This window comes from Taklimakanibacter albus (assembly GCF_016595235.1).
Lineage (GTDB): Bacteria > Pseudomonadota > Alphaproteobacteria > Rhizobiales > Aestuariivirgaceae > Taklimakanibacter > Taklimakanibacter albus.
Genome location: NZ_JAENHL010000008.1, coordinates 1,452,862 through 1,478,050, shown reverse-complemented (window position 1 = coordinate 1,478,050; position 25,189 = coordinate 1,452,862). Strand labels below are relative to the sequence as shown.

The following is a 25,189-nucleotide window of genomic DNA, read 5'->3' as shown; positions in this document are numbered from 1 at the left end:
ATAGATACTGTGTTATCGTTATATTCTCTCAGTAATGGCCATTTCAAACCATGATTTCTCTTCTTTTTGAATTAGAATTTCTAAATGAATAGATTGCCGCCTCTGAACGCGCTCAAGGCCTTCGAAGCGGCTGCCCGGCATCTTTCGGTCAAGGCGGCGGCCGAGGAGTTGTCGGTGACGCCGGGCGCCGTCAGCCAGATGCTCAAGACGCTGGAATTGCATCTGGGGCGCCAGCTTTTCGACCGGGTCAATCGCGGCATCGTTCTCACTGAAGCGGGACGCAACTACCTGCCGCCGGTCCGCAACGCCTTCCGGCAGATCGCGGAAGCGTCCCGCCGCGTCGCCGCGGAGGAGGAAACGGGTGTGCTGACGGTCAGCACGACGCCGTTCTTCGCCTCCGCCTGGCTGGTGCCGCGGCTCGGCTCGTTTCGTGCGGCACATCCCGACATCGATCTCCGGATTCTCACCGGCAACGGCCTTGCCGATTTCACCCGCGACGGCGTCGACGTCGCCATCCGCCATGGTCTCGGCCGTTATCCGGGACTCAAGAGCGATCATGTCCTCGCGGTGGCGATGATTCCGGTTGCCGCCCCTGATCTCGTCACGCGTTTGGGGAAACCTGCGAATCCTGCCGAGCTTCTCGACTGGCCGCTGGTGCAGGATGCTGATCGCAAGGGTTGGGCCCTGTGGTTCGAGGCACAGGGCCTCACCGAGTCAGGACCGACGCGCGGTCCTTCCTTCGATGATCCGGGTCTGCTGCTCAGCGCCATCATCGCCGGCCAGGGCGCCGGCCTGCTGCCGGATGCCATGGTCGAGACGGATGTGAAGGAAGGCCGGCTCGTACGTCTCGCCGAACCGAAGGAGATCGAGGTCTTCGCCTATTATCTTGTCTATCCTGAGCTCGCGCAGGGCCGGGCGAAGATTCAAGCCTTTCGGGATTGGATTCTTGGTGAGGAATAGAGGTTCACATCCCCCAGCCGTCATCCCGGCGAAAGCCGGGATCCATTGAAGTCTTTCCGCAATTGCAGCTCTGCCGAGCTTGCATCTATTCAATGGGCCCCGACTTTCGTCGGGGTGACGAATGCTGATTCATCCGCCAAATCGCGACTCCGGAATTCCCTTGATGCCGAGGCCGGTGATGGCGAAGAGGCTGCCACGCAGCACGCCGTCGCCGGGGAACCGCGGCAGAGGCGGCTTGGCCATCGATGTCACATAAAGAGTGTCGAGCTTCGGGCCGCCGAACATCACGCTCGTCACCTTTTTCACCGGCATGTCGATGACACGTTCGACCTTGCCGTCAGGCGTGTAACGGATCAGCTTGCCGTTATAGACCTGCGCGTTCCACAAGCAGCCTTCGGCATCGACGGTCGACCCGTCGGCGGCGCCGCCGGTCGATGTGTCGAGCTTGGTGAAGGTGCGCCGGTTCGAGACCTTGCCGGTTTTCTTATCATAGTCATAGGCCCAGATCTCGCCCGACCAGGAATCGGCGAAATAGAAGATGCGGTCATCCGGGCTCCAGCACGGGCCGTTCGACACGATGATCCCCGTATCGACCTTCGTGACCTTGAAATCCGGATCGAGACGATAGAGCGCGCCATTGGGGCCTGATTCCTGGCTGTCCATCGTGCCCGCGAAAAATCTGCCGGCGCGATCCACCTTGCCGTCATTGATCCAGTTGGCCGGGCGGTCCGGCTCGATCTCGGCGATGAGCGGACAGTCGCCCGTCGCAAAGTCGAGCGCATGGAAACCTTTCGCCAGGGAGCAGATCGCCCCCTTGCCGTCCTTGCGGATGGCGATCGAGCCGACACGCGACGGCACATCCCAGGCGCGGATCTCGGTGCCTTGCGCCGTCGCCCGGAAGACCCGCATGCCCGGTGCGTCGATCCAATAGAGCCGCTGCTGCTCGACATCCCACAAGGGGCCTTCGCCGAGCGTCGTCTTCACATCGACCAGAACGTCGATCTTCATATCGTGTCCTCCTGTGTCATCCCTTGAAACGTGGTTCCGGCAGGCCGCGCACGCCGAGGCCATGAATGGCGAAGACGCATCCCGCCTCGCGCTCGCGGTGATATTGGTTGTTGAAAGGCCGCGCCATCGAGGTCACGAAGGCGATATCGAGATCGGGACCGCCGAAAATGAGGCTCGTCGTCGACTGCACCGGCAGGCCGACGATGCGGTCGATGACACCATTGGGATCAAAGCGGATCAAGCGGCCGGAATAGACCTCAGTGCTCCACACATAGCCATCCGCGTCGACGGTGGCGCCGTCCGGCAGGCCGCGCAAATTCTCGAAGCTGGTGAAGACGCGGCGCGAGCGGACCTTGCCGGTCTCCGTGTCATAGTCATAGGCATAGATCAGCTTCTTGCCGGTATCGGCGAAATAGAGCGTCCTGCCGTCGGGGCTGAAGCATGGGCCGTTGGAGCAGATGATGTCACGGTCGAGCTCATGCACGGAGTGGTTGGGATCGAGGCGGAACAATTTGCCGACGCCGTTGCGCTCCTCGAAGTCCATCGAACCGGCGATGAAGCGGCCCTGACGGTCGACCTTGCCGTCATTCAGGCGTGGTGTCAGCTCACCCGGCTGCGTCTCGGCGATGAGCGTCACCTCGCCGGTGGCGAAATCGAGTTCATGGAAGCCGCTGCGCAGCGATACGATGGCGCCGCCATTCTCGCGCAGAGCGAGCGAGCCGACGGGCTCGGGCAACGGCCAGTGGCGGCGGTTCCCGCCCGTCACATCGGCGGAATAGACGGCGGGACCGTAAGAGTCGATCCAATAGAGCCGCTGCTCGGCGACATCCCAGAGCGGGCCTTCGCCGAGCGCGTCGCGTTCCGCGCTGAAGATCTCGATGCGCAGCATGAGCGGGCTCCCTAGAAGGATACTTTGTCACCACCCTTGAGCGCGAGGATGTCGCGCGCCTCATCGGGGGTAGCCACCTGCATGCCGAGGCCTTCGATGATCTTGCGTGCCAGCGCCACCTGCTCGGCATTGGATTTGGCGAGCTTGCCCTTGCCGGCCCACAGGCTGTCTTCGAGGCCGACGCGGATATTGCCGCCGAGCGCCGCCGCTTGCGCCGCGATACGCAATTGCGCTGCGCCGGCGCCCAGCACCGACCAGCGGAAGCTGTCACCGAACAAGCGGTCGGCGGTACGTTTCATATGGGCGACGTCTTCCGGATGGCTGCCGATGCCGCCCAACAACCCGAATACCGACTGCACGAACAGCGGCGGCTTGACCAGGCCGCGATCGAGGAAATGTGCGAGATTATAGAGATGCGCGATGTCGTAGCATTCGAACTCGAAACGCGTGCCGTTGTCGTAGCAGGTTTCGAGGATGAATTCGATGTCCTTGAAGCTGTTGCGGAAGACGAGATCGCGCGTCGCCTCGAGATGTGGCTTCTCCCAGTCGAATTTGAAAGTCTTGTATTTGTCGACCAGGTGATAGAGGCCGAAATTGATCGAGCCCATATTGAGCGAGGCGACTTCCGGCTTGAACTGCGCGGCGGGCTTCACCCGCTCCTCGACTTTCATATAGGGGCTGCCGCCGGTGGTGATGTTGATGGCGGCCTTCGTCGCCTGCTTGATGCGCGGCAGGAAACGGGCGAAAGCTTCCGGTGTCTGGTCGGGCTTACCGTTTTCAGGGTTGCGCGCATGGAGATGCAGGATTGCGGCGCCCGCTTCCGCCGCGGCGATGGCTTCCTTGGCGATCTCGTCCGGCGTGATCGGCAGATAGGGCGACATGGTCGGCGTATGGATGGCGCCGGTCACCGCGCAGGTGATGATGACTTTGCCTTTATTGTCTTTCGTCAATTTCCGATCTCCTTCGCGGCGCGCTTTTTATGCGCGGCCAATGCCATCAGTCTCTTGTCGCGCCAGACCTGCCGGTCCTGGAGCTTGTCCTTGCCGACGCGTTTGCGGCGCTCCGGCTCGATCACGTTCATGACCTCGCCGGCCCAGTCGACGCGGCGCTGCATCTGCGGGAAGAGGTTCTCATAGATACCCTGGTAGCGTTCGGCGTAGTCGCGCACGCCGCCCGGCGCATTGAGGTCGATGGTCTCGAAAGGGCCCATGAAGGACCAGCGCAGAGCCAGGCCGTCGCGGATGCCGATATCGACATCCTCGACGCTGGCATAACCATCGGCCACCAGGCGGAAGGCTTCTTCGAGGAGGGCGCCCTGCATGCGGTTCATGATGAAGCCGTCGAGCTCCTTCTTCATCACGAGCGGCGCATGGCCGGCCGACAGCAGGAACTGACGCGTACGCTCGACCGTCTCGGGCGAGGTCCAGGGCGCCGGCACCACTTCGGCGGCGGGGATCAGATAGGGTGGGTTGATCGGATGCACGACGATGCAGCGCGCCCGGCCTTTGAGGCCTTCGGTGAAGCGCGACGGCAGGATCGCCGAGGTGGAACTGGCCAGCACCGCATCGGGCCTCGATGCGGCATCGAGCGCCTCGAACACCTTGATCTTGGTGGCGAGCACTTCCGGCGTGTTCTCCTGCACATGCTGGGCCTCGGCCACCGCTTCCGCAAGCGTCGTGGCGGGCGTGATGCGGGCGAGGACCGTTGCCGGCTTGGCACCATTGAGCAGATCGTTCTGCGCCAGGTCTTCCAATACGCCGGCGATATAATCGAGTGCTTTCGCAGCGGCGCCGTCGGCCTGGTCCCACAGGCGTACCGTGGAGCCTGCGCGCGCGAAGCTGATCGCCCAGGCACGCCCGATAAAGCCCGAGCCGATGACGGCCGTCGCCGGCGGATCAGAGGGTTTCGACATTTCCATCCACTCCAAGTGATTGTCCTGAAACATTGATGCCGGCATCGGAGAGCAAGAAGGCCACCATGCTGGCGACGTCATAAGGGCTCACCATACGCCGGAGCGACACTTTCTCGAGATAGGCCTTCTCCATCTCGGCATGGCTGATGCCGATCTGCTTGGCGCGATCGCCGATCACCTTGTCGATGCGCGGGCCTTCGACGATGCCGGGCAAGATGGCATTGACGCGGATGCGATGCGGTCCGAGTTCCTTGGCGAGGCTCTGGGTGAAGCCGACGACGGCGAATTTGGCCGAGGAATAAGGCGTGCGGAACGCATAACCATGGCGGCCCGCGGCGGAGGACATGTTGACGATCGACCCGCCGCCTGACGCTTTGAGCATCGGCACGGCGAGGCGGGCGCAAAGAAATTGTCCGGTCAGGCAGACATCGATGCAGCGCCGCCAGTCGGCGATCGAGATTTCATCGACGCCGCCGGTCGGCCCGGCGATGCCGGCATTGTTGATGAGCGCATCGAGCCCGCCCCATTCCTTGGCGAGGAGCGCGAACATCCGCTCGACATCCTCGTCCTTGGCGACATCGGCCTTGGTGGCGAGCGCGTTGGGCAGGGACTTTTTCGCTTCGGCGATGGCAGGGTCGGCGATGTCGCAGATGGTGATACGGGCGCCGAGCGCCGCCAAGGTGCTGGCGATGGCAAAGCCGATGCCCGAGGCGCCGGCGGTGATGAGGACACGCTGATCCTTGAGGCCTGACAGGAAATCCGCCGGTGAAGAGGGTGCTTTATTGCTCATGGAGTCTCCTTAACTTCGTCTGTCGCGCAGCGCGATCACGGCGCCCAGAACCACGAGCCCGAACAATATGGCGCGGGTCGCATAGGGCAGTGTCGTGCCGGCGAGGAAGGTCTGCAAGGCGGTGAGCAGCAGCACGCCGCCCAGCATGCCGAGATAGTGGCCGCGGCCGCCGGTGATGAGGGCGCCGCCCACCACCACGACGGCGATGGAAGGCAAGAGATAGTCATCGCCCATGCCGAGGCTCGCTTGCCCCGAAAAGCCGGTGAGCAGCACGCCGACCAGGCCGGCGCAGAGCGAGGACAGGACATAGACGAGCACCAGGTGACGCCCGACCGCGATGCCGGATAATTGCGCCGCGCGCACGCCATTGCCGATGCCATAGATGCGCCGGCCGAAGGCGGTGCGCCCCAGGAGCGCCACGGCGAAAACGACGAAGGCGACCATGAACAAAACGACGGGCGTGAAGATCCAGATTCGCCCCGTCATGAACCAGCGCAGCATCGGCGAGGAGAAGCCATCGGGCGTGCCGTTGGAATAAAGGAGGGCGACGCCCTGCAGGAGGCCATTGGTGGCAAGCGTCATCACGATCGGTGACAGCCCGAGGAACACGATGCCGAGGCCGTTGATGAGGCCGATGAGGCAGGCGAGCAGCAGCACGGCCGGCAGCGCATAGAGGAGCGCCGCGTCGGAGCCCTTCACCATTCCGGCGAGAATGATGCCGCAGAGACCGATGGTCCACGGCACCGAGAGATCGAGCCCTCCGGTGAGGATCACGGTGCCTTGGCCGAGCGCCAGGATCGCCAGGAAGGACGACAGCACGATCAGTGAATTCCAGTAACCCGGATTGAGCACCGTATTGCCCAACCAGAATTGCGTCACCAGCACCACCAGTACGAAGCAGATGTAAGCGGGCAGCGCGTAGCGCAGTGTCTCGGCATTGCGGGTGAGGAAGGACGGCGGCGTTCCCAGCGCAATGGCCTTGGTGGAAGGCGCGAGAGCTAGCCGTCTGTCCTGCTGCGGCAGTTGCGAGACAAGCGTGCCGGCGCGGCGCGCCTGCAGTCTAGTCTTCAAGGCGCGCAATTGCTGCGCCAGCGTCGAGCTCTCCGAGATCGAGCCGGCCAGCACCGCGAGCAGCAGGATGGCCGCTTCGGCGATGGTCGAATAATAGGCCGAGATATTGAGGACGAGCAGGATATTGACGACGATCATCAGCACAAAGGCGCCGATGGCGCTGCCGAGCGGCCCGCCGCGCCCGCCGCCGAGCCTGGTGCCGCCGACCACGACGGCGGCGAACATCGACAGCAGCAGCGGATTGCCGACCAGCGGATCGCCGCTGCCTGTCTGGGCGCTGATGAAGACGCCGGCGAGGCCGTAGCAGCCGCCGGCGATTACATATACGAGGAAGCGCGTCAGGACGGTCGAGACGCCGACCGCCGTCGCCGCCTCCATGTCGCTGCCGACCGCATAAATGGCGGTGCCAAGCCTGGTATTCTTGAGCCAGGCCCACAGCAGCAGCACGACGCCGATCACCGCGATCGGCATCGGCAGGTAGCCGGTGATCGCGTCACCCAGATAGAAGGTGCCGAGCGAGGGCGAAACAAAGCCGCCGGGCTTGTCCATGATCAAGAGCGTCACGCCCTGGATGATGAACATGGTGGAGAGCGTCACCACGATCGGCTGCAGCCGCAGCACCGCGATGAAGAAGCCGTTGACGGCGCCGGTCGCCATACCGATGCCGATCCCGACGGCGGTCCACAGCATGATGCTCGCTTCCATGTCGGCCGGGTCCATCGACTGCGCCAGGACCACATTGACGAGCGAGATGACGGCGCCCGCCGAAAGATCGAAGCCGCCCGACAGGATGACGATCGTCTGGCCGATGGCGGCGAGCGCCGAGGTGGCGCCGCCGCTCGCCAGGAACGAGATATCGAAATAGCTCAACGGCCCGGCGCTGATGAGATCGACCACCGCGAGCAGGATGAGGAACACCACCGCCGCGACGGCAACGCCGCGATGCTGGGCGAGGAAGCGGCGGGCGGGCGCTGCGCTGACGGCCATACTCATGCCGCCGCCCCCGTTCTTGCATGTGCGGTTTTGGAAGAGATGAGGTCTCTCCTATTTTCCCCCTCTCCCGTCCGCAGGATGGGAGAGGGTGCCCGATAGGGCGGGTGAGGGCTCTTCCTATCGCACAGAAAACTCGAAGGAAGAGCCCTCATCCGGCCTTCGGCCACCTTCTCCCATTGCTTCGCAACGGGCGAAGGGGAAATGTGGGGAGACTTCCCGCTTTCACATATACTCATATGCGATCGCCCTTCGTCACCGCTTGCTCCTCATGGCCGAGCGCCGGGCGCATGATGGCGCCTTCGCTGAGCTTGTGTCCGTCGATCTCGGCGACGATCCGTCCGCCGTAAAGCACCAGCACGCGGTCGCAGAGATGGACGAGCTCCGGCACTTCGGTCGAATGGAACAGGATGGCGCCGCCTTTGTTGGTGAAGTCGCGCATCATCACATAAAGCTCGTGTTTGGTGCCTACATCGATGCCGCGCGTCGGATCGAAGAGCAGGAGGATGCGGCTCTGCGCCACCAGCCATTTCGAGATGGCGATCTTCTGCTGGTTGCCGCCGGAAAAGGCGCCGGCCCTGGTCCACAAAGCGCGCTCATTGACTTCGACGGTCGAGAAAGCCTGGCGCACTGCCTCGGCCTCACGGGTCTTGTCGATCAGGCCCAGACGCTGGAAGCGCTCGATCACCGGGATCGAGGCGTTGGTGCGGCCCGACAGCTTGAGAAAGAGACCTTCCGTCTTGCGGTCTTCCGGCACGAAGCCGATGGCGATATTGGGCCGCATCGCATCGACGGGCGAGGTGATGCTCGCCTTGCGGCCGTCGACCTCGATGCCGCCGGCCTTGATTTCCGCCATGCCGAAACAGGCGAGGAAAAGATCGAGCTGGCCCATGCCCTGCAAGCCGGCAATGCCGAGGATTTCGCCCTGGCGCAGATCGAAGCTCGCCTCGCTGAGCTTGTCGCCGGCCTTGAGATTGCGCGTCGACAGGACCGGCGCGCCGAAAGCGGATGGATCGCTCGGACGCTTGGGGAAAGTCTGGGCGATCGAGCGGCCGACGATCTTCTCGATGACGTCATTGTCGGAAATGCCGGCGACGGCGCCGGTCATGATGTGCTGGCCGTTGCGCAGGATGGTGAGATGATCGCAGAAGGCACGCACCTCGCGCATGCGGTGCGAGATGAAGACGATGGTCTTGCCTTGCGCTTTGAGCTTGGCGATCAGCTCGCCGAGCCAGGTGACATCGGCGCCGGACAAGGTCGAGGTCGGCTCGTCGAGGAGCAGGATGTCGGGATCGCGATAGGTGGCGCGCGCGATCTCGATCTTCTGCTGCAGAGCGAGATCGAGCTCGCCGGTTTCGGCGTCGAGATCGATATCGAAACCGATCCTGTCGAGATGCTCGGTGATCTTGGCGCGCGCCGCCTTGCGCCGGATAAGGCCCGAGAGGCCCGCTGGCGCGTAAGGCAGCATCATATTGTCGAGCACCGAGAGGTCCGGCACCAGCGTCATTTCCTGGAAGGCGGTCTGGATGCCGTGCCGGTGCGATGAACGGGGCGAGGAAAGTTGCGCCACCTTGCCGGCGATCTCGATATGGCCGGTATCGGGCTGGACGAGCCCCGACAGCAGTTTCACCAGCGTCGACTTGCCGGCGCCGTTCTCGCCCAGCAGCGCATGTACGCTGCCGGCCTTGATGTCGAAGGAGACGTCATTGACGGCGACGGTCGGGCCGAAGGCCTTGCGCACGCCTTTGACGCTGACCGCGAGTTTTTCGCTGTTCATCGGCCCGATCATGCTGAAGGAAGGTCCGCGCGGCAACTCGAGGTCGCCGCGCGGTGAAAATCAATTTTCCGGTTGGCCGACCAGCGCGGCATTCAGGCCGATCTCGGGCGTCTCGGCCGAGAAGATCGAGGCGAACCAGCCCGGATTGGAGACGAGCGACGGCAGGAACACGTTGCAGCCGTCCTTCATTTCCTGCCAGGTGCCTTCCTTACAGAGCTTCACCGTGTCGTTGGTGACGAGCGGCAAGGGCAGTGTGACCCGCTTCGGCACGTCCTTGCCTTCCAGCGCCTGCACCGCGAGCTTGAGGGCCAGGCCGCCGGAATAGGGCGGCGAGGCGTAGGAAATGCGCGGCGCGCCGAGCGGTGCATAGGGGCTGGCGGCACCTTCGACCTCAGTGCCGGCCGGCAGCATCTGGATGCGGCCGCCATTCGAGCCTTCACCGGCGCAGGGCAGCAACTGCTCGGCCGTCTTGCCTGCCTCGAGCTGCATCGCATTCGCCGTGTAGCAGCCGGCCTGCATCCACAGGCCGTTGATCTGGTCCCAGCTCCTGGTCGCGGTGATCTTCGAGAGCTCGGTGCGCGCCACGGCCTGGCTCCACATGCCGACTGCCTCACCGACGATCTTGATGTCGGGATGTTTGGCGAAGACTTCCTTGGCCGCCTTGGTGCGCAGATTGTCGACCGAGGTGCCGGGTACGCCGGTGACCAGCACGATATCGCCCTTGCCGTTGAGCTTCTTGACCAGCCATTCGGCGGTCACGCGGCCGGCCTCTTCCTGGTCGATCGAGATGTTGTGGGCGCAGGGCTCGGTGATCTCGCCGTCATAGGCGAAGACCTTGACGCCCTTGTCGCAGGCATTCTTGACCACCTGATTGAGGGCGGTCGGCGAGATCGGGAAGATCACGATGGCCTGGGCGCCCGCTTGCACCATGGCGTTGATCTGCTGGATCTGGCGCTGCGCATTGGGACCGGCGACCTGAACCTGCAAGTCGACCTTGTCGGCGAGGCTCTTATGCGCCGCCATCGCTTTGACCATGTTGGCGGCTTCCGCCTGCCAGTCATTGCCGATGAAGCTCATGCTGAGGAAGATCTTGAACTTCTCGGCGGCCTGGACGCCAGTGGCGCCGCTGATGAGGCTGGCGGCAAGCGCCGTGCCGAGAGCCAGAGTCTTGAGACGGGCAGTAATCTTCATGTCGTTAACCTCCCATGGTTGATGTGTCGTGCGCCCGGTTTGTTGTCTTGTTCCGGGAGCGAGGCCGGATAATTTCCTTGTTTTGATCAAAGATCAATGATTAATTTTGAAAGGAGAATCCCGGGCCCTTGCGGCGCAGCCGATTCAGCTTGAAAGAGCAGGTGAAATTACCGGGGGCGGGACTTCAGAGACGACGAATGACAGGCGTGCCCAGAACCAAGACCAGCCTGAAAGTGGTGCCGCTCAACCGCGAGACGCTGCAGGACCGCGTCTATCGCCGAGTCTGCGACCTGATCCTCGACGGCGAGATCGCGCCCGGCCAATTGGTCACCATCCAGTCGCTGGCGGATGCCTGCGAGGTGAGCCACATGCCGGTGCGCGAGGCGTTAAAGCGGCTCACCGCCGCCAATGCGCTGACCGTCGTCTCCGGCCGCTCGATCGGCATTCCGCCGTTGAACCGCGCCAGCCTCATGGATCTGCGCAATGTGCGCGTCGAGGTCGAGGCGATCGCCGCCGTCTGGGCCTGCCGCAACATCACCGACGCGGAGCTCGGGGATCTGGGCGCGGTCTATGACCGCCTGACGGCGGCCAATGCGACGGGCGACGCGCGGGCCTTCCTGCGCGCCAACCACAATTTCCATTTCACTCTCTATCGCGCCGCCCGCTCGGAAACGCTCCTCACCATTATCGAGAAGCTCTGGCTGCAGATCAGTCCCTATTTCAACCTGCTGCGTGGGTCGGGCAATTACATCGTCTCCAACACCCATCACCAGGCCATTGTCGATGCGCTGAACGCCCGCGACGAAAAGTGCGTCGCCGATGCGGTGCGCGCCGATATCGACGACGCCTATCTGGTGCTGCTGGATCTGGTTAGTCCATAGCTAGGAAAGGTGCCTCTTCGCTGAAGATAGGGGGCTAATTGCCCTAGACCAATTGACAGAGAATGCAAATAATGTCTCCTGTTCGGCAGATCGCTCCGAGGGCTGGGCGATTATGAGGTGATTTTTTGAAGCGAGAATTGCTGGAACTGAAGATGAATTCAGAAGCTGAGATCAAGGCCGGTGTCCTTCAGCTTCTGACATCGAGAGGGCTCGTGCAAGAAGGTGATGTCCTCATTGCGGAGTTTCCGGTTGCCTCGGCTGCAGTTCGTGCGGACTTAGTCGTCGCATATTGTGATCGATTGTTGTGTTTTGAGATAAAAACAAAAAGAGATACTTTGGCACGATTGAGTAATCAAATGCGCGGATATATGCCGGTTTTTGATGAGATTGTCTGCGTTGTAGATGAGCGCCACGTTGTGGGCGCGTTAAAAATCCTCCCGAAGCGTGTGGGATTGTGGAGCGTTGAGGCTGGCCGAATTGTGGTTGTACGAGAATGCGCCGCTAGGCGGCCCCCTAAGGATCAAATGTGCTCGGTTCTGACCGTGTCGGAGTTAAGGCGGTGTTGCCGGGATCTCGGATTGACTCAGGGTGGGGATAGAGCGCGGTTAACGCAACGGTTAAAGGGAGGGGCTTATGACTCTTTGAGGCTGGTGGCGCTTGAGCGGATTAGGAGGCGTTACGCGCGAACGAGCGGTGCTTTCTCTAGAAAGACCGCCGGTCATCCTATTGTTGGCGCCCACATTCGATTGCTCAGTCCTAGAGCAGCAAAGAGAAGCCGATTAGAGGCGCTTGTGAAGAATGAAATTGCTCGGTGGTCAGCTTGGTCGAGCGCTTAATGTCAGTTTTTAGTCAACCCAATCATCTTCTATTTCTTGAAGCGCGAGCGGTGGGTCGTCAAAATACAGTTGATGATGCAAATGAAGATTTATCCGTGTCGCCGTTGATCTGACTGGCGACACGATTGCATACGGATCGCCCTTTGCGGTTCGCTCAATCATCTGAGTGCCCCAAATTTTCATCTTTGGTTCCCATGATTTGTGAGTCATGGCGGCCTTCGCTGCTGCTTGGTACGTCGGTATCTTTTCTGGCTTAAAGAAGTACCAATTCTTAAAACTGGGATAATCAACTCGCGGAGGCGGTAAGCCTCCGCCACCTGTGCGTTTCTCTGCCCGAGCACTCCCTCGGTCGCTGTAGATCAAGCGAAATTGCCCAAGTTGGGCCTTTATCAAAGAAAAAAAGCCACGCTCTGCAATCGCTTGCTCTTTCAGGCCATTGAATGAGTCGGGGAAAGTTGTTGCAGATATAGCGATTTCTGCTCCCGGTATTTTTCCTTTTATAGTGTTGATAAGCCCGATGGCGGCGGCGGCATTGCTGAGTTCGTTCATGGTCGCCTGCTCGAAATCGAGGATAAAGAGAACGGATGTAACATTCTGCGCATTTAGAATGTCTGCAATCTGACCAATGCCTCCAAAGCCAGCTCTCGGGATTCGAAGGCAAATGCCTCGTTGCATAGCCGAAAACGTTATAATCTCCTGAGTTAAGGCGTTGATATTATTGGGGTCCAATCGAAGACAGGGAATTGCTCGCGGGTCGGCCTCAATAAATGCGCACCAATTTGAGTATCCGTTTGCCGGATCCTGAAGAGCCTCTATTTCTGAGAAGACCTTCTTAGGGTCTGCTTCGTCGTCGTCGTCATCATCATTGGCCAATGCAGCTGCGTAGAAGGGGTCTATGTCTGCGAGCCAAGGCCTCGTCTCGCCATACGCTTCCTTAAAGCGGTTTATTGACTTGGATAGAGTGTTCGCGGACAGCCAGGGTCTTATCAAGATGAGCGGAAGCATCGAATCTTTGTCAACTTCTGGAAGCTCTTCCAAAGCTTTCATCTCTGCAGGGCGGATTGCCAATATTGGCACATAGCGACAGGGCATTTGATCTGACAGCAAAGTCACTCTTCTACCCCGTTGATGCCGAGCCGAATCTTCAGCGCTACCTCAGAAACCTCAAGATAACTTGCTAGCTGTGGAGCTAGCGATCTGATGTCAACTCCCTTCAATCCTGTTCTCCAAGAGTCGACGAGAGACCAGGGCATCAGTATGTCGGCAGCTAGGCGGTTTGCCTCTGCCTCTCGTTTATTAGTCAGCTTTGAGCGATAGAGGATGCTGTCCGTTAGGCCATCCTTGATGAGGTGCTTGTGCAACAGAAAATGTGCAATTTCATGCGCAATCGTAAAACGCTGACGCGTCTTCGCCTCATGCTTGTTTACTCTAATCTGAAAGCCGGCCGACGCGTGGGTGTCGGGCTTGATCTCACCCGATATGTCTACGGGCAATGTTGCGACCTTAACCGCAAGCCCTAGGCTTTTGGCGATTGCGCCGACAGGAACTGGCGCTATTCCTTGGTGTTCAGCAATTAGTGCGATCTGACTTTCTGGCAATGCCAGCCATTCCGCGGAAGGACGATTTTTCATGGCGCTCTTCCTTTGGTTGAGGCTGTCTCGCCATATTCATCGGCTTCATTGCCCCAAATTGCATCTCCTCGCTGGACACGAAGTTGGGCCAGTTGCGCCCTAATCTTCTCGTCAATCGCTCTATCGATATAGGCCCTGATAGTTCCTTGCTCATCGGATATGGCGGATTGAATGGTTTTGTTCGCAGCTACACTGAGTTCACCACCGTCTTTCATTGCATCGACTATACATTCATTGGCTTTATCGAGTGCCTCGCGTCTCGCGAAGACAAATGCAAAAATGCCGGCTAACGGAATGACTACACCAACCACTAGAGTTAGGGCTCCCAGAACTAAGGCAATTACCTCTCCTGAATTCATGGTTTCACCAAAAAAATTGCCCCGCGGGAGCACTAGGCATGCCGACACAAAGCCGATTAGGACACCGCAAGAAATCGTTCCAAAGACAGCCGAATGTGTGAGGTCTTTCTGTCGCATCCGGCAAACCGTATCCGAATCGATTTAACTCAAGAGTGCCCTGGCGTTAGGAAATTATCAATATAGCCACGTTGGCTGCTTGACATCAACCTGTATCAGATAGGATGTCAGGGAAAATCCAACCCGATATCGAGCGCCGGGGCGCTGTGGGTCAGCCAGCCGACCGAGATGAGATCGACGCCGGATGCGGCGATGGCGGCGACCGTCTCGCGGGTGACGTTGCCTGAAGCCTCGGCGAGGCAGCGTCCATCGATCATCTTCACAGCTTCACTGAGCGTCGCAGGCGACATGTTGTCGAGCAGCACGACATCCACCTTGAGGGCGAGAACCTCTTCCAATTGCGCCAGCGTGTCGACCTCGACTTCGATCTTGGTGAGATGGCCGGCATGCTGGCGCGCCCTTTCGACCGCCGGGCGGATGCCGCCGGCAATGGCGATGTGATTGTCCTTGATCAGCACCGCGTCATCGAGCCCGAAACGGTGATTGCCGCCGCCGCCCATGCGCACGGCGTATTTTTCGAGTGCCCGCAGGCCCGGCGTGGTCTTGCGGGTGCAGACGATGCGCGCTTTGTGGCCGGAGGTCGTGGCGCAGAGATCTGCCGTCGCTGTCGCGATGCCGCTCAGATGGCAAAGGAAATTGAGCGCGGTGCGCTCGGCGGTGAGCAGAGCGCGGGCCTTGCCGGTGAAGCTGGCGATGGTCGCGCCGGCGGCGATCTTCGTGCCGTCCGGAGATTCTATCCTCACTGACATATTCGGATCGAGCAGACGGAAAGCGTGAACCGCGACATCGAGACCCGCCACGACGCCGGGCTTGCGCGTGACGAGGGCAGCGCTCGCGGTGAGAGCTTCCGGCACGATGGCGTCGGTGGTGACATCGCCAGCTAGGCCCAGATCCTCGCGCAAGGTGGCGCGGACGAGGTCATCGAAAAGAAGGGATGCGGTCATGACTGTACCTGACGGGCTAAAGGCGAGGGGGCGAGGACGGATTTCTGCGGGAAGTCTGTGCGGTAATGCGCGCCGCGGCTTTCCCGCCGGGCGAGCGCCGCCTCGGCGATCATCAATCCGACGAGCGCGGGATCGGCTGCTTCGGTGTGACCTTCAGCGAGCGGCTGCAAAGCCGCAATGGCGGCGCGCAGGCCGGTCTCGTCGCGCGTGACGCCGAGATGTTGCGAGAGAAGCGGGCGAACGGCCGACGGATGGGAGGCGCGCGGCAGGTCTTGCATCCGGGGCTTGCGCAAACGCTTGGGCGAGGAGCCTGAGAGATCTTCGCCGACCCTGAGGCCGGTGATCAGCGCCTCGGTGAGCGAATTGCTGGCGAGGCGGTTGGCGCCATGGAGACCGGTGCGCGCCACTTCGCCCGCTGCCCACAGGCCGGCGAGCGAGCTGCGGCCGGCTCGGTCCACCGCGATGCCGCCCATGTGATAATGCACGGCCGGCCGCACGGGCAGCGGATCGGTCGCGGGATCGATGCCATTGGCGCGGCAGGCGGCGGTGATCACCGGGAAATGTTCGGCGAAGCGGGCGCCGAGGCACTGTCGCGCATCGAGGAAGACGCGTTTGCCGTGTTGGAGATGTTTCCAGATGGCGCGCGCCACGACATCGCGCGGTTCGAGCTCGCCGCCGAGACGGGCACCCGTCTCATCGATCAGGATCGCGCCTTCGCCGCGCACCGCCTCGCTGATGAGCGGCATGGGCCGGCCGGGACCGTCGAGCGCGGTCGGATGAAACTGGATGAATTCGAGATCGCAGAGCCGCGCACCGGCGCGCGCCGCGAGCGCCAACCCCTGGCCGAAGCTGCCGAGCGGATTGGTGCTGTCGAGAAAGAGGCCGCCAATGCCGCCGGTCGCCAGGACCACGCGGTCGGTGACGATTTGGACGGCGCCATTTGGGCCGTGCGCCAGGATGCCGGTGACGTTGCCGTCCTCGGTGAGGAGACGGCGCGCTTCGAGCCCTTCCAGCACCGTGACTGATGGCGTGTTCTTGACGGCGTCGGCGAGCGCCCGCATCACTTCGCGTCCCGACCCGTCGCCCTGGGCATGAACGATGCGACGACGGCTATGTGCGGCTTCGAGGCCGAGGCGCAGGCTGCCATCGGGATTCGCATCGAAACGGGCGCCATGGCGGATTAGCATCTCGATCGCGTCCGGCGCCGCCGCGAGAATATCGCGCACGACATGCGGGTCGCACAGGCCGTCGCCGGCGGCGAGCGTGTCGGCGACGTGAAGATCGACACTGTCGTCGGATCCGAGGCTCGCAGCGAGGCCGCCTTGCGCCCATACGCTCGACGCCTCGCGCCCGACCGGGGCTTTCGAGAGCAGCAGCACGGGCTCAGGCGCCAGCGCCAGCGCCGTCATCAATCCGGCGACGCCGCCGCCGATGATGACCAGGCGCCCCGAGAGATGGAAAAGCTCGGCGCTCATATCGCCAGCATCCTTTCGACGGCGCGCCGCGCTTTGCCGGCGATAGCGGGATCGATCGTCACCTCATGCCGGTTGTGCTCGAGCGCCTGGCGGATGTTCTTGAGCGTGATCCGCTTCATATGCGGACAGAGATTGCAGGGGCGGACGAACTCGACTTCCGGATTGCCGACGGCGATATTGTCGCTCATCGAGCATTCGGTGAGAAGCGCAACGCGTGGCGGCTTGCGGCTGCTGATAAAGTCCGACATCACCGCGGTCGAGCCCGAGAAATCGGCTTCCTTCACCACCTCCGGCGGGCATTCGGGATGCGCCAGCACGATGACGCCCGGATGAGCTTCGCGCACGTCGCGCACATCGGCGGCGGTGAAGCGCTCATGCACTTCGCAGCGCCCTTTCCAGGTGATGATCTCGACATCGGTCTCGGCCGCGATATTGCGGGCGAGGAACTCGTCCGGGATCATGATCACCCGTTTGACGCCGAGCGACTCGACCACCTTGCGGGCATTGCCGGATGTGCAGCAGATATCGGATTCGGCTTTGACGGCCGCCGATGTGTTCACATAGGTGACGACCGGCGCGCCTGGATGAAGCGCGCGCAGGCCGCGCACGTCTTCCGCCGTGATCGATTCGGCGAGCGAGCAGCCGGCCTCTTGATCGGGAATAAGCACGGTCTTCTCGGGATTGAGGAGCTTCGCCGTCTCGGCCATGAAATGCACGCCGGCCAGCACGATGATGTCGGCCTCCGTCGTCTGGGCGAGACGCGCCAGCGCCAGGCTGTCGCCTACCAGGTCGGCCACGCAGTGATAGATTTCCGGCGTCTGGTAATTATGCGCGAGGATCACCGCGTTGCGCTGCCGCTTGAGGGTGAGGATCGCGTCGATGTCGTCGGCGAAAACCGGCCATTCGGCGGCCGGGATGAAGTGGCGGACTCGGTCGTGTAGAGGGGCGGTACGGTCTATGGAGAGTGTCATAACTATAATACTCACTTTGAGCATTTATAGCTTATACTTATCCTGAGCATAAGAAATGTCAAGGTCTGAGAAGCGGTAATTTTGTCCCGGCGGCGGCCCTTTCCGCCAACACCGCCTGGCGGAAGCGGAACAATTTGGCCGGCCGGCCGCCGGTCTCGAAGCTGGACAGGCCGGTTTCCTCGACCAACTCCTGCTGCTCGATCAGGCGGCGGAAATTCTGCTTATGCAGCAGCCGGCCGGCGAGGGCCTCGACGCTGCGCTGAAGCTGCAGGAGCGAGAAGGCGGGTGGCATCAGCTCGAAGACGACGGGGCGGTATTTGATCTTGGCGCGCAAGCGTGCAATGCCGGTGGCGAGGATGCGGCGATGATCGGCGAGCATGGCGCGGCCCGGCAGCACCGGCTTCTGTCCGCGCTCCGCTTCGGTGACGAGGCCCGCTTCATAAAGAAGCTCGTAGCGCTGCAGCACCAGCTCTTCGTTCCAGGCGAATTCGTCGAGACCGAAGGTGATGGCGGCACGTTGCCAGCGATCGGCACGCGCCGCTTTGCTGGTTGACTCATCGGCCCATTGCTTGAGGCGCGGCGCTACCACCGCCTCGAAAAGCTCGGGCGTTCCCTTGCGGTGGTCTTCCCAGGGGAAATAATCATACCAGTCGCGCCATTCGGAATCGCGGGCGTCGGCCCGGCTTTCCTCGCGGGTGAGGCCCAGATAGCTGATCGAGATGGCGCTTTTGCCCTCATGCCCGCGGTCGCGGTCGGCGAAAGTATAGAGCTGCTCCATATAGCCGATCGGATGGCCGGTCTGCTGCTCGACCCATTCCCTGAGGCCCGACTGCAGCGACCGATGGCTCGATTCGAAGGGGCCCGAGGGAAGCGCCCGGGCGTCGCGGATGGTCATGATATGCGGCGCTTCGCCGATCACCGCGACCAGGACGGCGATGAGCTCGGCGGCGATTCCGCGGCCGGCCGGGATATGCAGCGGGTCTTTCGTTTCCATCGTCATCAGAGCCATTGCTATAGCATGACGCTGGGAAACGAAACAAAAGAGCGAACCGGATCGCTCCGGTCCGCTCGCCTATGGAAGGTTAGATGCCGATCCAGATCCAGACCGGACGTCTGCGGCACCGGCGCCGCCAGCGGCCATGCCGCCAATAGGTCCGGCAGGTCCGCCGCCATCTCCGCCGCCGCCACCTGCGCCGCCGGCGGCGACGCCAGTGATCCCAGCGATGCGATGCGAGCTCGACGCCCTCATCGAGGCCGGTTTCCGGATTGGCTTTGAGTTCTTCGAGATTGGGCAGAACGCTCGAATCCGGCTTCTGACCCAGGGACGGAATACCTGCATGCGCCTCGGATTGTGGTAGAACTGCAGCAACCGCCGCAGCGCCAGCAAGACCGAAGATGCCCTTGAGCAGCAGTCTTCTATCCATGCTTCACCCCTTTCAGTTGAAAGCATTGCCTGTGTGCCCGCAAAGCGTCCACGACACTCGTGGCAACGTCATGGCAAACGAAAGGTTCCCGTACGAAAGGTATTCCCGCGGCGATCACGGTCCTTTTATCACGTTGCGTAATTGGCGTGCGCTCCTTCACCAGCAGGTATAGCCTCCGTCGATGACCAGGATGCTGCCGGTCGCGAAGCTGGCCGCGTCGCTGGCGAGATACAGCATGCCATAGGCGACCTCTTCGGGCTTGCCGAGCCGGCCCATGGGCGTGTTGTGGGTCCAGATGTCATACCAGCCCGACTTGGTGATCATATCCTTGGTCATGTCGGTCACGATAAAGCCGGGCGCCACCGCATTGACGCGGATTTTGTGCGGCGCCAGCTCGACCGCGAGCGACTTCACCATCTGATGCACGGCCGCCTTGCTCGCATTGTAATGCGCCTGCGGCTGCGGCCGGTCGACGATGAGGCCGGAATTGGAGCCGATCGCCACGATGCTGCCGCCGCCCGTTTCGGCCATGCGCTTGGCGACCGCCTGCGCGATGTAGAACTGCGCATTGACATTGATGTTCATGACATCCGCCCATTCCTGCGCCGGGATATTCAGGACATCCGTATTGGGTCCGATGCCGATGCAGTTCATCAGCACATGGAGGCGGCCGAAATCATCGGCAATCTGGGCGGTGACCTCTTCCGCCTTGCGCCAGTCGGCGAGATCACCGCCATAGAAGCGCACCTTGCGGCCCGATGAGGTGGCGAGACGCTCGGCGGAGGCGCGGCCCTGGTCTTCCAGCCGGTCGATGATGGCGATGTCGGCGCCGGCCGCGGCGCAAAGTTCGGCGACGGCGAGGCCGATGCCGCGCGCCCCGCCGGTGACGATCACGCTGCGGCCGTCGAGACGGAATTTGTCCATCGGAGTCATGGCTGTTCTCTCTTTCTCTCTAGGGATCTCTGTGAAGTTCCTGTGGGAAGCCGCCGAGATGCAGGCAGGTGCGGGTCGCGATCTCGCGGCCTTGTTCCAGGCACTGCAGCAGCGGCAGCGCCTTGAGGCGTGCGTCGAGGAAGCCGGCGATGAAAGCATCACCGGCGCCGGTCGTGTCGACCGGATCGATCGGCAGAGCGGGGAGCTCGACGACGGTGTCGCCATCGCTGGCGAGACTGCCGCGCGAACCGCGCGTGATCACCACGAGCCTGGCGCCGGCCGCGATCAGCTCGCGCGCCCTCGCGGCTGCTTCAGCGCTGGGACCGTCCGATGTCGCGAAGGCGATGGCGAGCCCGGCGACGCCGAGATTGCGTGCTTCGGCATTGACGGAGGTATCTTGCGAGACGCTGATTCCAGCCCCGGCCAAGGCCATGCGCAAGGCGCCATCGTCATTCAGCCAGCCGATATGGACATGGCGCGCCGATTTCAGGATCGCGAGATCCCGCGCATCGGTCCGGTAGTCCTCGACCACACCGAATTCCTCATGGACGAATTTACGGTCGCCCTCTTCATTGCGCGCCACTTCCGTATAGGCGGTGATGCCGGGAACCGTGCGCACATGATCGACATCGACGCCGTTTTGGCTGAGGATACGGACGGTGCGTGTCCCCGCCGCATCGGTGCCGACGGCGCCGAAATAGGCGGCCTTGCGGCCGAGCCGGCAGAGCTGCACCGCGACATTCACTGCATTGCCGCCCACCAGCGAGAAACGTTCCGCGCCGGTGAAGCGGTCGATGCAGTTGTCGCCAACAGCGGCGATCTCGAGGCCGGCCATCGGCAACCCCGTCAGTAAGCGACGCGGTTGTAATAGCGCCTGGTGGTCAAAGGATGGTTGCGCTTGACCTCGATATGCGCGTTGACGCGCTCGAGGAGGGCGGCGAGCACCACCGGCGAGACGAGGGCGCGCAGCTCCGGCCCGATGCCATCAAGCTTGATCCCGGCCGTGTCGAGCACATGCAGCTGATCCGTATATTGCTTGGCGAAATTGATGACCCGCTCGGTCAGGGGCCGATATTGGTCCTCACCCTGGAAGACGAAGAGGCTGACGCCCTTTTCGACCACTTCCAGCGTGCCGTGGAAAAAGTCGGAGGCGTGCACCGGGCGGGTGCGGATCCACTGCATCTCTTCGAGGATGCACATGCCGTAATAATGCGCCTCGGGCCAGGTATTCCCGGCGCCGGTGAAGATGTGATAGCTCGAGGCGGCGATGATGCCGGCAACCCGGTTGGCTTCGTCCTCGAAGGCGCGCTTGGCTTCGAGCAGCGCTTTCGGCAGTGCGGCCATCTCACGGGCGAGCGTGGCGTAATTCGCGATCTCCTTGCGCTGCGCCATGATCGACAAGGCGATCAGCAGCGACTGGACATAGAAGGATTCGCTCGACGTATCGTCGGCGACGAAATTGACGAGCACGTGATCGCCTTGCTCGCCGAGCGGCGTGTCCTTGTGGCCGACCAGCGTGATCACCTTGGCGCCGACCTTCCTGGCGGCGGCGAGCATCGCGATGCTCTCCTTGGTTGTGCCCGAGCGCGACGGGATGACCACGATCGAGCGCTCATTGAGATTGACCGAGCCTGAGATGATGAGCTCGGCCGAATATCCGGCATAGGCGCGGAAACTCGACTGCCGCTGCAGCAGCGCCACCGCCGGCTGCATCAGATAGGCTGCACCGCCGGTGCCGAGGAAATGAATGTTGTCGGCGCCACCTTTAAGCAGTTTGCCGATCACGGCATCGATCTCCGGCGCCAGCGCCACGGCGCCGGTCTGGATCTTGAGATAGCGGGCTTCGTCGAAATTCAGCATGATGTTCTCCTTGAATTCTTTCATTCCATCCAGGCGCCGCCGCTCACGGTGAGCGCGATGCCGGTCATGAAGTCGGCCTGGGGCGAAGCGAGGAAGCCGACGACGCCGGCGACATCATCTGGCGTCTCCAGCCGCCCGAGCGGCGTATCCTTGATATAAAGCTCCTTGACGGCCTCGGGCGTGAGGCCGCGCAACGACGCCTCCCAGTCGATCTCGCGCTGCTGCATCGAGGTGCGCACATAGCCGGGGCAGATGGCGTTGACGGTGATGCCGTCCGGCGACAATTCGCTGGCCATGGCCTGCGTCATGCCGACGACGGCGAATTTCGATGCGATGTAATGCGACAGGAAGGCCGCTTTGCCGGTCTTGCCGGCGACGCTGGCGATATTGATGATCTTGCCGCGTAGGCCGTCCTCGCGCCGCGTCTGGGTGAGCATCTGGCGCCCCGCCGCTTGGCCGCAGAAAAACGCCCCCTTGGCATTGACGTCGACATTGAAGTCCCAGTCGGCCTCGCTGACATCGACGAAGCGCTTCATCGAGCTCACCCCGGCATTGCTGCACCACAGATCGATGCGGCCGAGCGCGCCGGCGAGCTTCGCGACGGTGCCGGGAAGCGCCGCTATGTCGGTGACGTCGAGCTCAGTGGTGATGGCCTTGCCTTTCGCGGCGGCGATCAGGCTCGCGGTTTCTTTCGCCTTGGCGAGATCGCGGTCGGTGATGGCGACCTCTGCGCCGAGTGCCGCCAAGCGGAGGGCGATGGCGCGTCCGATGCCGTCGCCGGCGCCGGTCACGACCGCGGTCTGGTTCGCCAGTGTCTGATTTTCCGTTTTCATCATCACGCTACGATTACATTGGTGAGTTTCTGGAGACCGCCAAGGATCCGGGGATCGGCATCAGCGCTGGTGATCAGCGTATGCGCCGAAGACAGCGTGTCGATGACGCCGAGCGAGTTGCGCCCGAGCTTGCTGTGATCGGCGAGCACCACGACGTCGCGCGCGGCGCGCATCATGCTCTGTTTGACCAATGCCTCTTCGACATCGGGAACCGTCAGCGTGCCGGCGTTGTCGATGCCCTCGACGCCGAGGAAAACGCGGTCGCAGCGGAAGGATTCGAAGAAGCGCGCCGCCACCTGGCCCACCGCCGCGACGGGACCGCGCCTTAGCGCACCGCCGCAGAAATGCAGGTCGATCTGGCGGCAATCGATGAGGTCGGTCGCGACATTGAGAGCGTTGGTCACCACCGTGATGCGCCGCTCCTTCAGGCAGCGGGCGAAATGGCCGGTGGTGGTACCCGAATCGATGATGATCCGGTCGCCGTCACGCACCATCTCGGCGGCGCGCTCGGCGATGCGTTTCTTCTCCTTGACGAACTGGGTCGTCTTGGCGGCGAAGGAGATTTCGAAAAAGGCCGTCTCCATCAGCTTGGCGCCGCCATGGGTGCGGATGAGAAGGCCTTCGCGCTCGAGCTCCGACAGATCACGCCTAATGGTCATCTCCGACACGCCGAAGCGGCGGCAGAGCTCGTCGATGCTGGCGGTGCCGGTCTCGCTCAGATGGTCGAGCAAGGCCTTGTGGCGGTCGTTGCGCCCAATCGTCATATCGTTGCTCGATCCATAAGAATGTTCGGAGAATGGTAGTTTCAAACATTCAATAGCGACTGTCTAGCTTATTCTCAAGGAATAATGATTGATTTATGGTTGTTATTGACAATTATCGAACATCGGTTCAGCCTGAAGGCAGTCTTGAACAAAACAAGGGAGGTATCGACATGCGTATCAACAGGCGGCTGGTCAGCGCCGCGCTGGGCTTGACGGCCGGTTTCGGCCTCATGCTGGGCGGCGGCGCGTCAGCCGAGGACGCCTTCAACTGGAAACAGGCCGAAGGCCAGACATTGCGGGTGCTGCTCGATTCGCATCCCTGGCAGGAATCGATCGAGAAGCGCATTCCGGAATTCGAGGCGCTCACCGGCATCAAGGTCGAGGTGTCGGCGCTTGCCGAGGCGACCTTCTGGGACCGGCTGACGCTGGGCCTGAGCTCGGGTGAGCCGCCCTTCGACGTCTTCATGCTGTCGCCGAACCAGACCGGTTTCACCGGCTATCAGAATGGCTGGATCGAGCCGCTCGACGATTATATCGCCGACAAGAAGAAGACGAATCCCGACTACGATTTCGATGACGTCTATAAATACACGGTCAACGGCTTCCGGCTGCCGACGGCGGACGGCAAGGCCTATGGCATTCCGATCTCGCTCGAGACCTATATGCTGTTCTACCGCACCGATCTCTTCGCCGAGCAGAAGATCGACGTGCCGGCGCTCAAGACGGTCGACGACTGGCTGGCAGCGCTCGCCAAGATCGATGCCGCCTATAAGGACAAGGGCATCGCCGCCGTGGCGATCCGCGGCCAGGACCCGACCATGCCCGACGAATTGCTGGCGGCCGTCGCCGATTATTGGGGCGAGCGTCCCTTCATGGCCCAGCGCATGTTCTATTTCGACGAGAACTGGACGCCGCGCTTCACCGATCCTGCCGTCGTGAAAGGCTTCGAGCTGTGGGCGAAGCTCCTCAATTATGGACCGCCCGGCGTCGAGAATTTCACCTGGTATGAAGTCTCCAACAGCTTCGCCCAGGGGCGCACCGCGACCATCTGGTTCGACGCTTCGGTCTTTGCCGGCATCCTGAACGATCCCAAGCAGTCGACGGTCGTGGGCAAGGTCGGCTATGCCGCGGTGCCCAAGACCGAGACCGGCCACGCCACCACCCATTGGGGCTGGGGCATCAGCATGGCGGCGAAATCGCCGAACAAGGATGCGGCCTGGCTCTTCATCCAGTGGGCGACGAGCAAGGAATCCGACCTCGACACCGGCAAGGCGACCTTCGGTCCAGTGCGCGCGTCGAGCTGGGCGAAGCTCTCCCAGACCTTCCCGCCCGAATTCACCAAGGCGGTGGACGAATCCTTCAAGATGTCGGTGCCGGGCTACATGTATTTCGACGGCGCCCGCGAAGTCGCCGACCGGATCATCGACGCGGTCATCCGCATGAAAGGCGGCGAGGACTCCAAGACCGTCATGGGCGAGCTCAATGACGAGGCGGCGAAGATCGTCAAGAAGAATAACCTGACCAAGTAACTCGCAAATGCCAGCCAGGCCGGAGGCTCTCCTCCGGCCTGGGG

Annotated in this window: 25 protein-coding genes; 4 read left to right on the top strand and 21 right to left on the bottom strand. The window is 62.0% G+C overall.

The window, feature by feature from the left end:
- The first annotated feature begins 84 nt into the window (after positions 1 to 84).
- The gene (gene gcvA, locus JHL16_RS29990; RefSeq protein WP_200188543.1) at positions 85 to 960 is read left to right on the top strand and encodes a transcriptional regulator GcvA; all 876 of its coding nucleotides are present in this window, start codon (positions 85 to 87) and stop codon (positions 958 to 960) included.
- Between the two features lie 129 nt (positions 961 to 1,089).
- Here the strand turns inward: gcvA and JHL16_RS29985 are convergent, their stop codons facing one another.
- From JHL16_RS29985 to JHL16_RS29950, 8 genes are all read right to left on the bottom strand, one after another.
- Positions 1,090 to 1,968 carry an SMP-30/gluconolactonase/LRE family protein gene (locus tag JHL16_RS29985; RefSeq protein WP_200188542.1) on the bottom strand — a complete coding sequence of 293 codons (879 nt, stop codon included), beginning with the start codon at positions 1,966 to 1,968 and terminating at the stop codon, positions 1,090 to 1,092.
- A gap of 16 nt (positions 1,969 to 1,984) precedes the next feature.
- Positions 1,985 to 2,857, bottom strand: a complete 873-nt coding sequence (locus JHL16_RS29980) for an SMP-30/gluconolactonase/LRE family protein (protein WP_246771209.1) — start codon at positions 2,855 to 2,857, stop codon at positions 1,985 to 1,987.
- An 11-nt stretch (positions 2,858 to 2,868) separates the two neighbouring features.
- On the bottom strand, positions 2,869 to 3,738 hold the full coding sequence (gene kce, locus JHL16_RS29975) for a 3,5-dioxohexanoate:acetyl-CoA acetone transferase (RefSeq protein ID WP_246771332.1): 870 nt from the start codon (positions 3,736 to 3,738) through the stop codon (positions 2,869 to 2,871).
- A gap of 65 nt (positions 3,739 to 3,803) precedes the next feature.
- Entirely contained in the window at positions 3,804 to 4,769 is a 966-nt protein-coding gene (locus JHL16_RS29970) for a 3-hydroxyacyl-CoA dehydrogenase (protein ID WP_200188540.1), read from the bottom strand.
- A complete protein-coding gene (locus tag JHL16_RS29965; RefSeq protein ID WP_200188539.1) occupies positions 4,753 to 5,559 on the bottom strand; it encodes an SDR family oxidoreductase in 807 nt (268 codons plus the stop codon). The genes JHL16_RS29970 and JHL16_RS29965 overlap by 17 nt, the downstream gene beginning before the upstream one ends.
- A 9-nt stretch (positions 5,560 to 5,568) precedes the next feature.
- Complete coding sequence (locus JHL16_RS29960; protein ID WP_200188538.1) at positions 5,569 to 7,623, bottom strand: ABC transporter permease; 2,055 nt, start codon at positions 7,621 to 7,623, stop codon at positions 5,569 to 5,571.
- A 232-nt stretch (positions 7,624 to 7,855) separates the two neighbouring features.
- Positions 7,856 to 9,397 carry a sugar ABC transporter ATP-binding protein gene (locus JHL16_RS29955; RefSeq protein WP_200188537.1) on the bottom strand — a complete coding sequence of 514 codons (1,542 nt, stop codon included), beginning with the start codon at positions 9,395 to 9,397 and terminating at the stop codon, positions 7,856 to 7,858.
- 60 nt (positions 9,398 to 9,457) lie between these two features.
- Positions 9,458 to 10,588 (bottom strand): sugar ABC transporter substrate-binding protein, encoded by a 1,131-nt coding sequence (locus JHL16_RS29950; RefSeq protein WP_200188536.1) that lies wholly within the window; start codon positions 10,586 to 10,588, stop codon positions 9,458 to 9,460.
- A 197-nt stretch (positions 10,589 to 10,785) separates the two neighbouring features.
- Between JHL16_RS29950 and JHL16_RS29945 the strand changes: the two genes are divergently transcribed.
- Both JHL16_RS29945 and JHL16_RS35555 read left to right on the top strand, forming a co-directional pair.
- Positions 10,786 to 11,469, top strand: coding sequence for a GntR family transcriptional regulator (locus tag JHL16_RS29945; RefSeq protein ID WP_200188535.1), 684 nt, complete (start codon positions 10,786 to 10,788; stop codon positions 11,467 to 11,469).
- 152 nt (positions 11,470 to 11,621) lie between these two features.
- Positions 11,622 to 12,305 (top strand): sce7726 family protein, encoded by a 684-nt coding sequence (locus tag JHL16_RS35555; protein ID WP_420884589.1) that lies wholly within the window; start codon positions 11,622 to 11,624, stop codon positions 12,303 to 12,305.
- Positions 12,306 to 12,314: 9 nt separating this feature from the next.
- On the opposite strand, the gene JHL16_RS29935 is transcribed toward JHL16_RS35555, so the two are convergent.
- The 13 genes from JHL16_RS29935 to JHL16_RS29875 form a co-directional block, all read right to left on the bottom strand.
- Positions 12,315 to 13,418 (bottom strand): beta family protein, encoded by a 1,104-nt coding sequence (locus JHL16_RS29935; RefSeq protein ID WP_200188533.1) that lies wholly within the window; start codon positions 13,416 to 13,418, stop codon positions 12,315 to 12,317.
- Positions 13,415 to 13,936: an ImmA/IrrE family metallo-endopeptidase gene (locus JHL16_RS29930; RefSeq protein ID WP_200188532.1), complete on the bottom strand. Its 522-nt coding sequence runs from the start codon at positions 13,934 to 13,936 to the stop codon at positions 13,415 to 13,417. Before JHL16_RS29930 ends, JHL16_RS29935 begins: the two co-directional genes overlap by 4 nt.
- Positions 13,933 to 14,412, bottom strand: coding sequence for a hypothetical protein (locus JHL16_RS29925; protein ID WP_200188531.1), 480 nt, complete (start codon positions 14,410 to 14,412; stop codon positions 13,933 to 13,935). Before JHL16_RS29925 ends, JHL16_RS29930 begins: the two co-directional genes overlap by 4 nt.
- A gap of 107 nt (positions 14,413 to 14,519) precedes the next feature.
- On the bottom strand, positions 14,520 to 15,356 hold the full coding sequence (nadC, locus tag JHL16_RS29920; RefSeq protein ID WP_200188530.1) for a carboxylating nicotinate-nucleotide diphosphorylase: 837 nt from the start codon (positions 15,354 to 15,356) through the stop codon (positions 14,520 to 14,522).
- On the bottom strand, positions 15,353 to 16,831 hold the full coding sequence (locus JHL16_RS29915) for an L-aspartate oxidase (RefSeq protein ID WP_200188529.1): 1,479 nt from the start codon (positions 16,829 to 16,831) through the stop codon (positions 15,353 to 15,355). The genes nadC and JHL16_RS29915 overlap by 4 nt, the downstream gene beginning before the upstream one ends.
- Positions 16,828 to 17,802, bottom strand: coding sequence for a quinolinate synthase NadA (nadA, locus tag JHL16_RS29910; RefSeq protein ID WP_200188528.1), 975 nt, complete (start codon positions 17,800 to 17,802; stop codon positions 16,828 to 16,830). The genes JHL16_RS29915 and nadA overlap by 4 nt, the downstream gene beginning before the upstream one ends.
- A 58-nt stretch (positions 17,803 to 17,860) precedes the next feature.
- Complete coding sequence (locus JHL16_RS29905) at positions 17,861 to 18,802, bottom strand: NUDIX hydrolase (protein ID WP_420884588.1); 942 nt, start codon at positions 18,800 to 18,802, stop codon at positions 17,861 to 17,863.
- An 82-nt stretch (positions 18,803 to 18,884) separates the two neighbouring features.
- Positions 18,885 to 19,226: a protamine-2 (modular protein) gene (locus tag JHL16_RS29900; protein ID WP_200188527.1), complete on the bottom strand. Its 342-nt coding sequence runs from the start codon at positions 19,224 to 19,226 to the stop codon at positions 18,885 to 18,887.
- A 156-nt stretch (positions 19,227 to 19,382) separates the two neighbouring features.
- A complete protein-coding gene (locus JHL16_RS29895) occupies positions 19,383 to 20,159 on the bottom strand; it encodes a glucose 1-dehydrogenase (RefSeq protein WP_200188526.1) in 777 nt (258 codons plus the stop codon).
- 19 nt (positions 20,160 to 20,178) lie between these two features.
- Positions 20,179 to 20,994, bottom strand: a complete 816-nt coding sequence (locus JHL16_RS29890) for a PfkB family carbohydrate kinase (RefSeq protein ID WP_200188525.1) — start codon at positions 20,992 to 20,994, stop codon at positions 20,179 to 20,181.
- Positions 20,995 to 21,005: 11 nt separating this feature from the next.
- A complete protein-coding gene (locus JHL16_RS29885) occupies positions 21,006 to 22,019 on the bottom strand; it encodes an SIS domain-containing protein (RefSeq protein ID WP_200188524.1) in 1,014 nt (337 codons plus the stop codon).
- Positions 22,020 to 22,039: 20 nt separating this feature from the next.
- A complete protein-coding gene (locus JHL16_RS29880; RefSeq protein ID WP_200188523.1) occupies positions 22,040 to 22,855 on the bottom strand; it encodes an SDR family NAD(P)-dependent oxidoreductase in 816 nt (271 codons plus the stop codon).
- Complete coding sequence (locus tag JHL16_RS29875) at positions 22,855 to 23,616, bottom strand: DeoR/GlpR family DNA-binding transcription regulator (protein WP_200188522.1); 762 nt, start codon at positions 23,614 to 23,616, stop codon at positions 22,855 to 22,857. Before JHL16_RS29875 ends, JHL16_RS29880 begins: the two co-directional genes overlap by 1 nt.
- A 170-nt stretch (positions 23,617 to 23,786) precedes the next feature.
- Here JHL16_RS29875 and JHL16_RS29870 point away from each other — a divergent pair, with 170 nt between their 5' ends.
- Entirely contained in the window at positions 23,787 to 25,145 is a 1,359-nt protein-coding gene (locus tag JHL16_RS29870) for an ABC transporter substrate-binding protein (RefSeq protein ID WP_200188521.1), read from the top strand.
- Positions 25,146 to 25,189: the final 44 nt, after the last annotated feature.

Coding starts and splice junctions, on each gene's coding strand:
- JHL16_RS29880 (WP_200188523.1), bottom strand. CDS start 22,855: ATGATGAAAACGGAAAATCAGACACTGGCGAACCAGACCGCGGTCGTG.
- JHL16_RS29870 (WP_200188521.1), top strand. CDS start 23,787: ATGCGTATCAACAGGCGGCTGGTCAGCGCCGCGCTGGGCTTGACGGCC.
- JHL16_RS29905 (WP_420884588.1), bottom strand. CDS start 18,802: ATGACGATGGAAACGAAAGACCCGCTGCATATCCCGGCCGGCCGCGGA.
- JHL16_RS29890 (WP_200188525.1), bottom strand. CDS start 20,994: ATGGCCGGCCTCGAGATCGCCGCTGTTGGCGACAACTGCATCGACCGC.
- JHL16_RS29875 (WP_200188522.1), bottom strand. CDS start 23,616: ATGACGATTGGGCGCAACGACCGCCACAAGGCCTTGCTCGACCATCTG.
- JHL16_RS29955 (WP_200188537.1), bottom strand. CDS start 9,397: ATGAACAGCGAAAAACTCGCGGTCAGCGTCAAAGGCGTGCGCAAGGCC.
- JHL16_RS29985 (WP_200188542.1), bottom strand. CDS start 1,968: ATGAAGATCGACGTTCTGGTCGATGTGAAGACGACGCTCGGCGAAGGC.
- kce (WP_246771332.1), bottom strand. CDS start 3,738: ATGTCGCCCTATCTGCCGATCACGCCGGACGAGATCGCCAAGGAAGCC.
- JHL16_RS29885 (WP_200188524.1), bottom strand. CDS start 22,019: ATGCTGAATTTCGACGAAGCCCGCTATCTCAAGATCCAGACCGGCGCC.
- JHL16_RS29960 (WP_200188538.1), bottom strand. CDS start 7,623: ATGAGTATGGCCGTCAGCGCAGCGCCCGCCCGCCGCTTCCTCGCCCAG.
- JHL16_RS29970 (WP_200188540.1), bottom strand. CDS start 4,769: ATGTCGAAACCCTCTGATCCGCCGGCGACGGCCGTCATCGGCTCGGGC.
- JHL16_RS29900 (WP_200188527.1), bottom strand. CDS start 19,226: ATGGATAGAAGACTGCTGCTCAAGGGCATCTTCGGTCTTGCTGGCGCT.
- JHL16_RS29945 (WP_200188535.1), top strand. CDS start 10,786: ATGACAGGCGTGCCCAGAACCAAGACCAGCCTGAAAGTGGTGCCGCTC.
- nadC (WP_200188530.1), bottom strand. CDS start 15,356: ATGACCGCATCCCTTCTTTTCGATGACCTCGTCCGCGCCACCTTGCGC.
- JHL16_RS35555 (WP_420884589.1), top strand. CDS start 11,622: ATGAATTCAGAAGCTGAGATCAAGGCCGGTGTCCTTCAGCTTCTGACA.
- JHL16_RS29950 (WP_200188536.1), bottom strand. CDS start 10,588: ATGAAGATTACTGCCCGTCTCAAGACTCTGGCTCTCGGCACGGCGCTT.
- JHL16_RS29915 (WP_200188529.1), bottom strand. CDS start 16,831: ATGAGCGCCGAGCTTTTCCATCTCTCGGGGCGCCTGGTCATCATCGGC.
- JHL16_RS29930 (WP_200188532.1), bottom strand. CDS start 13,936: ATGAAAAATCGTCCTTCCGCGGAATGGCTGGCATTGCCAGAAAGTCAG.
- JHL16_RS29895 (WP_200188526.1), bottom strand. CDS start 20,159: ATGACTCCGATGGACAAATTCCGTCTCGACGGCCGCAGCGTGATCGTC.
- gcvA (WP_200188543.1), top strand. CDS start 85: ATGAATAGATTGCCGCCTCTGAACGCGCTCAAGGCCTTCGAAGCGGCT.
- JHL16_RS29925 (WP_200188531.1), bottom strand. CDS start 14,412: ATGCGACAGAAAGACCTCACACATTCGGCTGTCTTTGGAACGATTTCT.
- nadA (WP_200188528.1), bottom strand. CDS start 17,802: ATGACACTCTCCATAGACCGTACCGCCCCTCTACACGACCGAGTCCGC.
- JHL16_RS29965 (WP_200188539.1), bottom strand. CDS start 5,559: ATGAGCAATAAAGCACCCTCTTCACCGGCGGATTTCCTGTCAGGCCTC.
- JHL16_RS29980 (WP_246771209.1), bottom strand. CDS start 2,857: ATGCTGCGCATCGAGATCTTCAGCGCGGAACGCGACGCGCTCGGCGAA.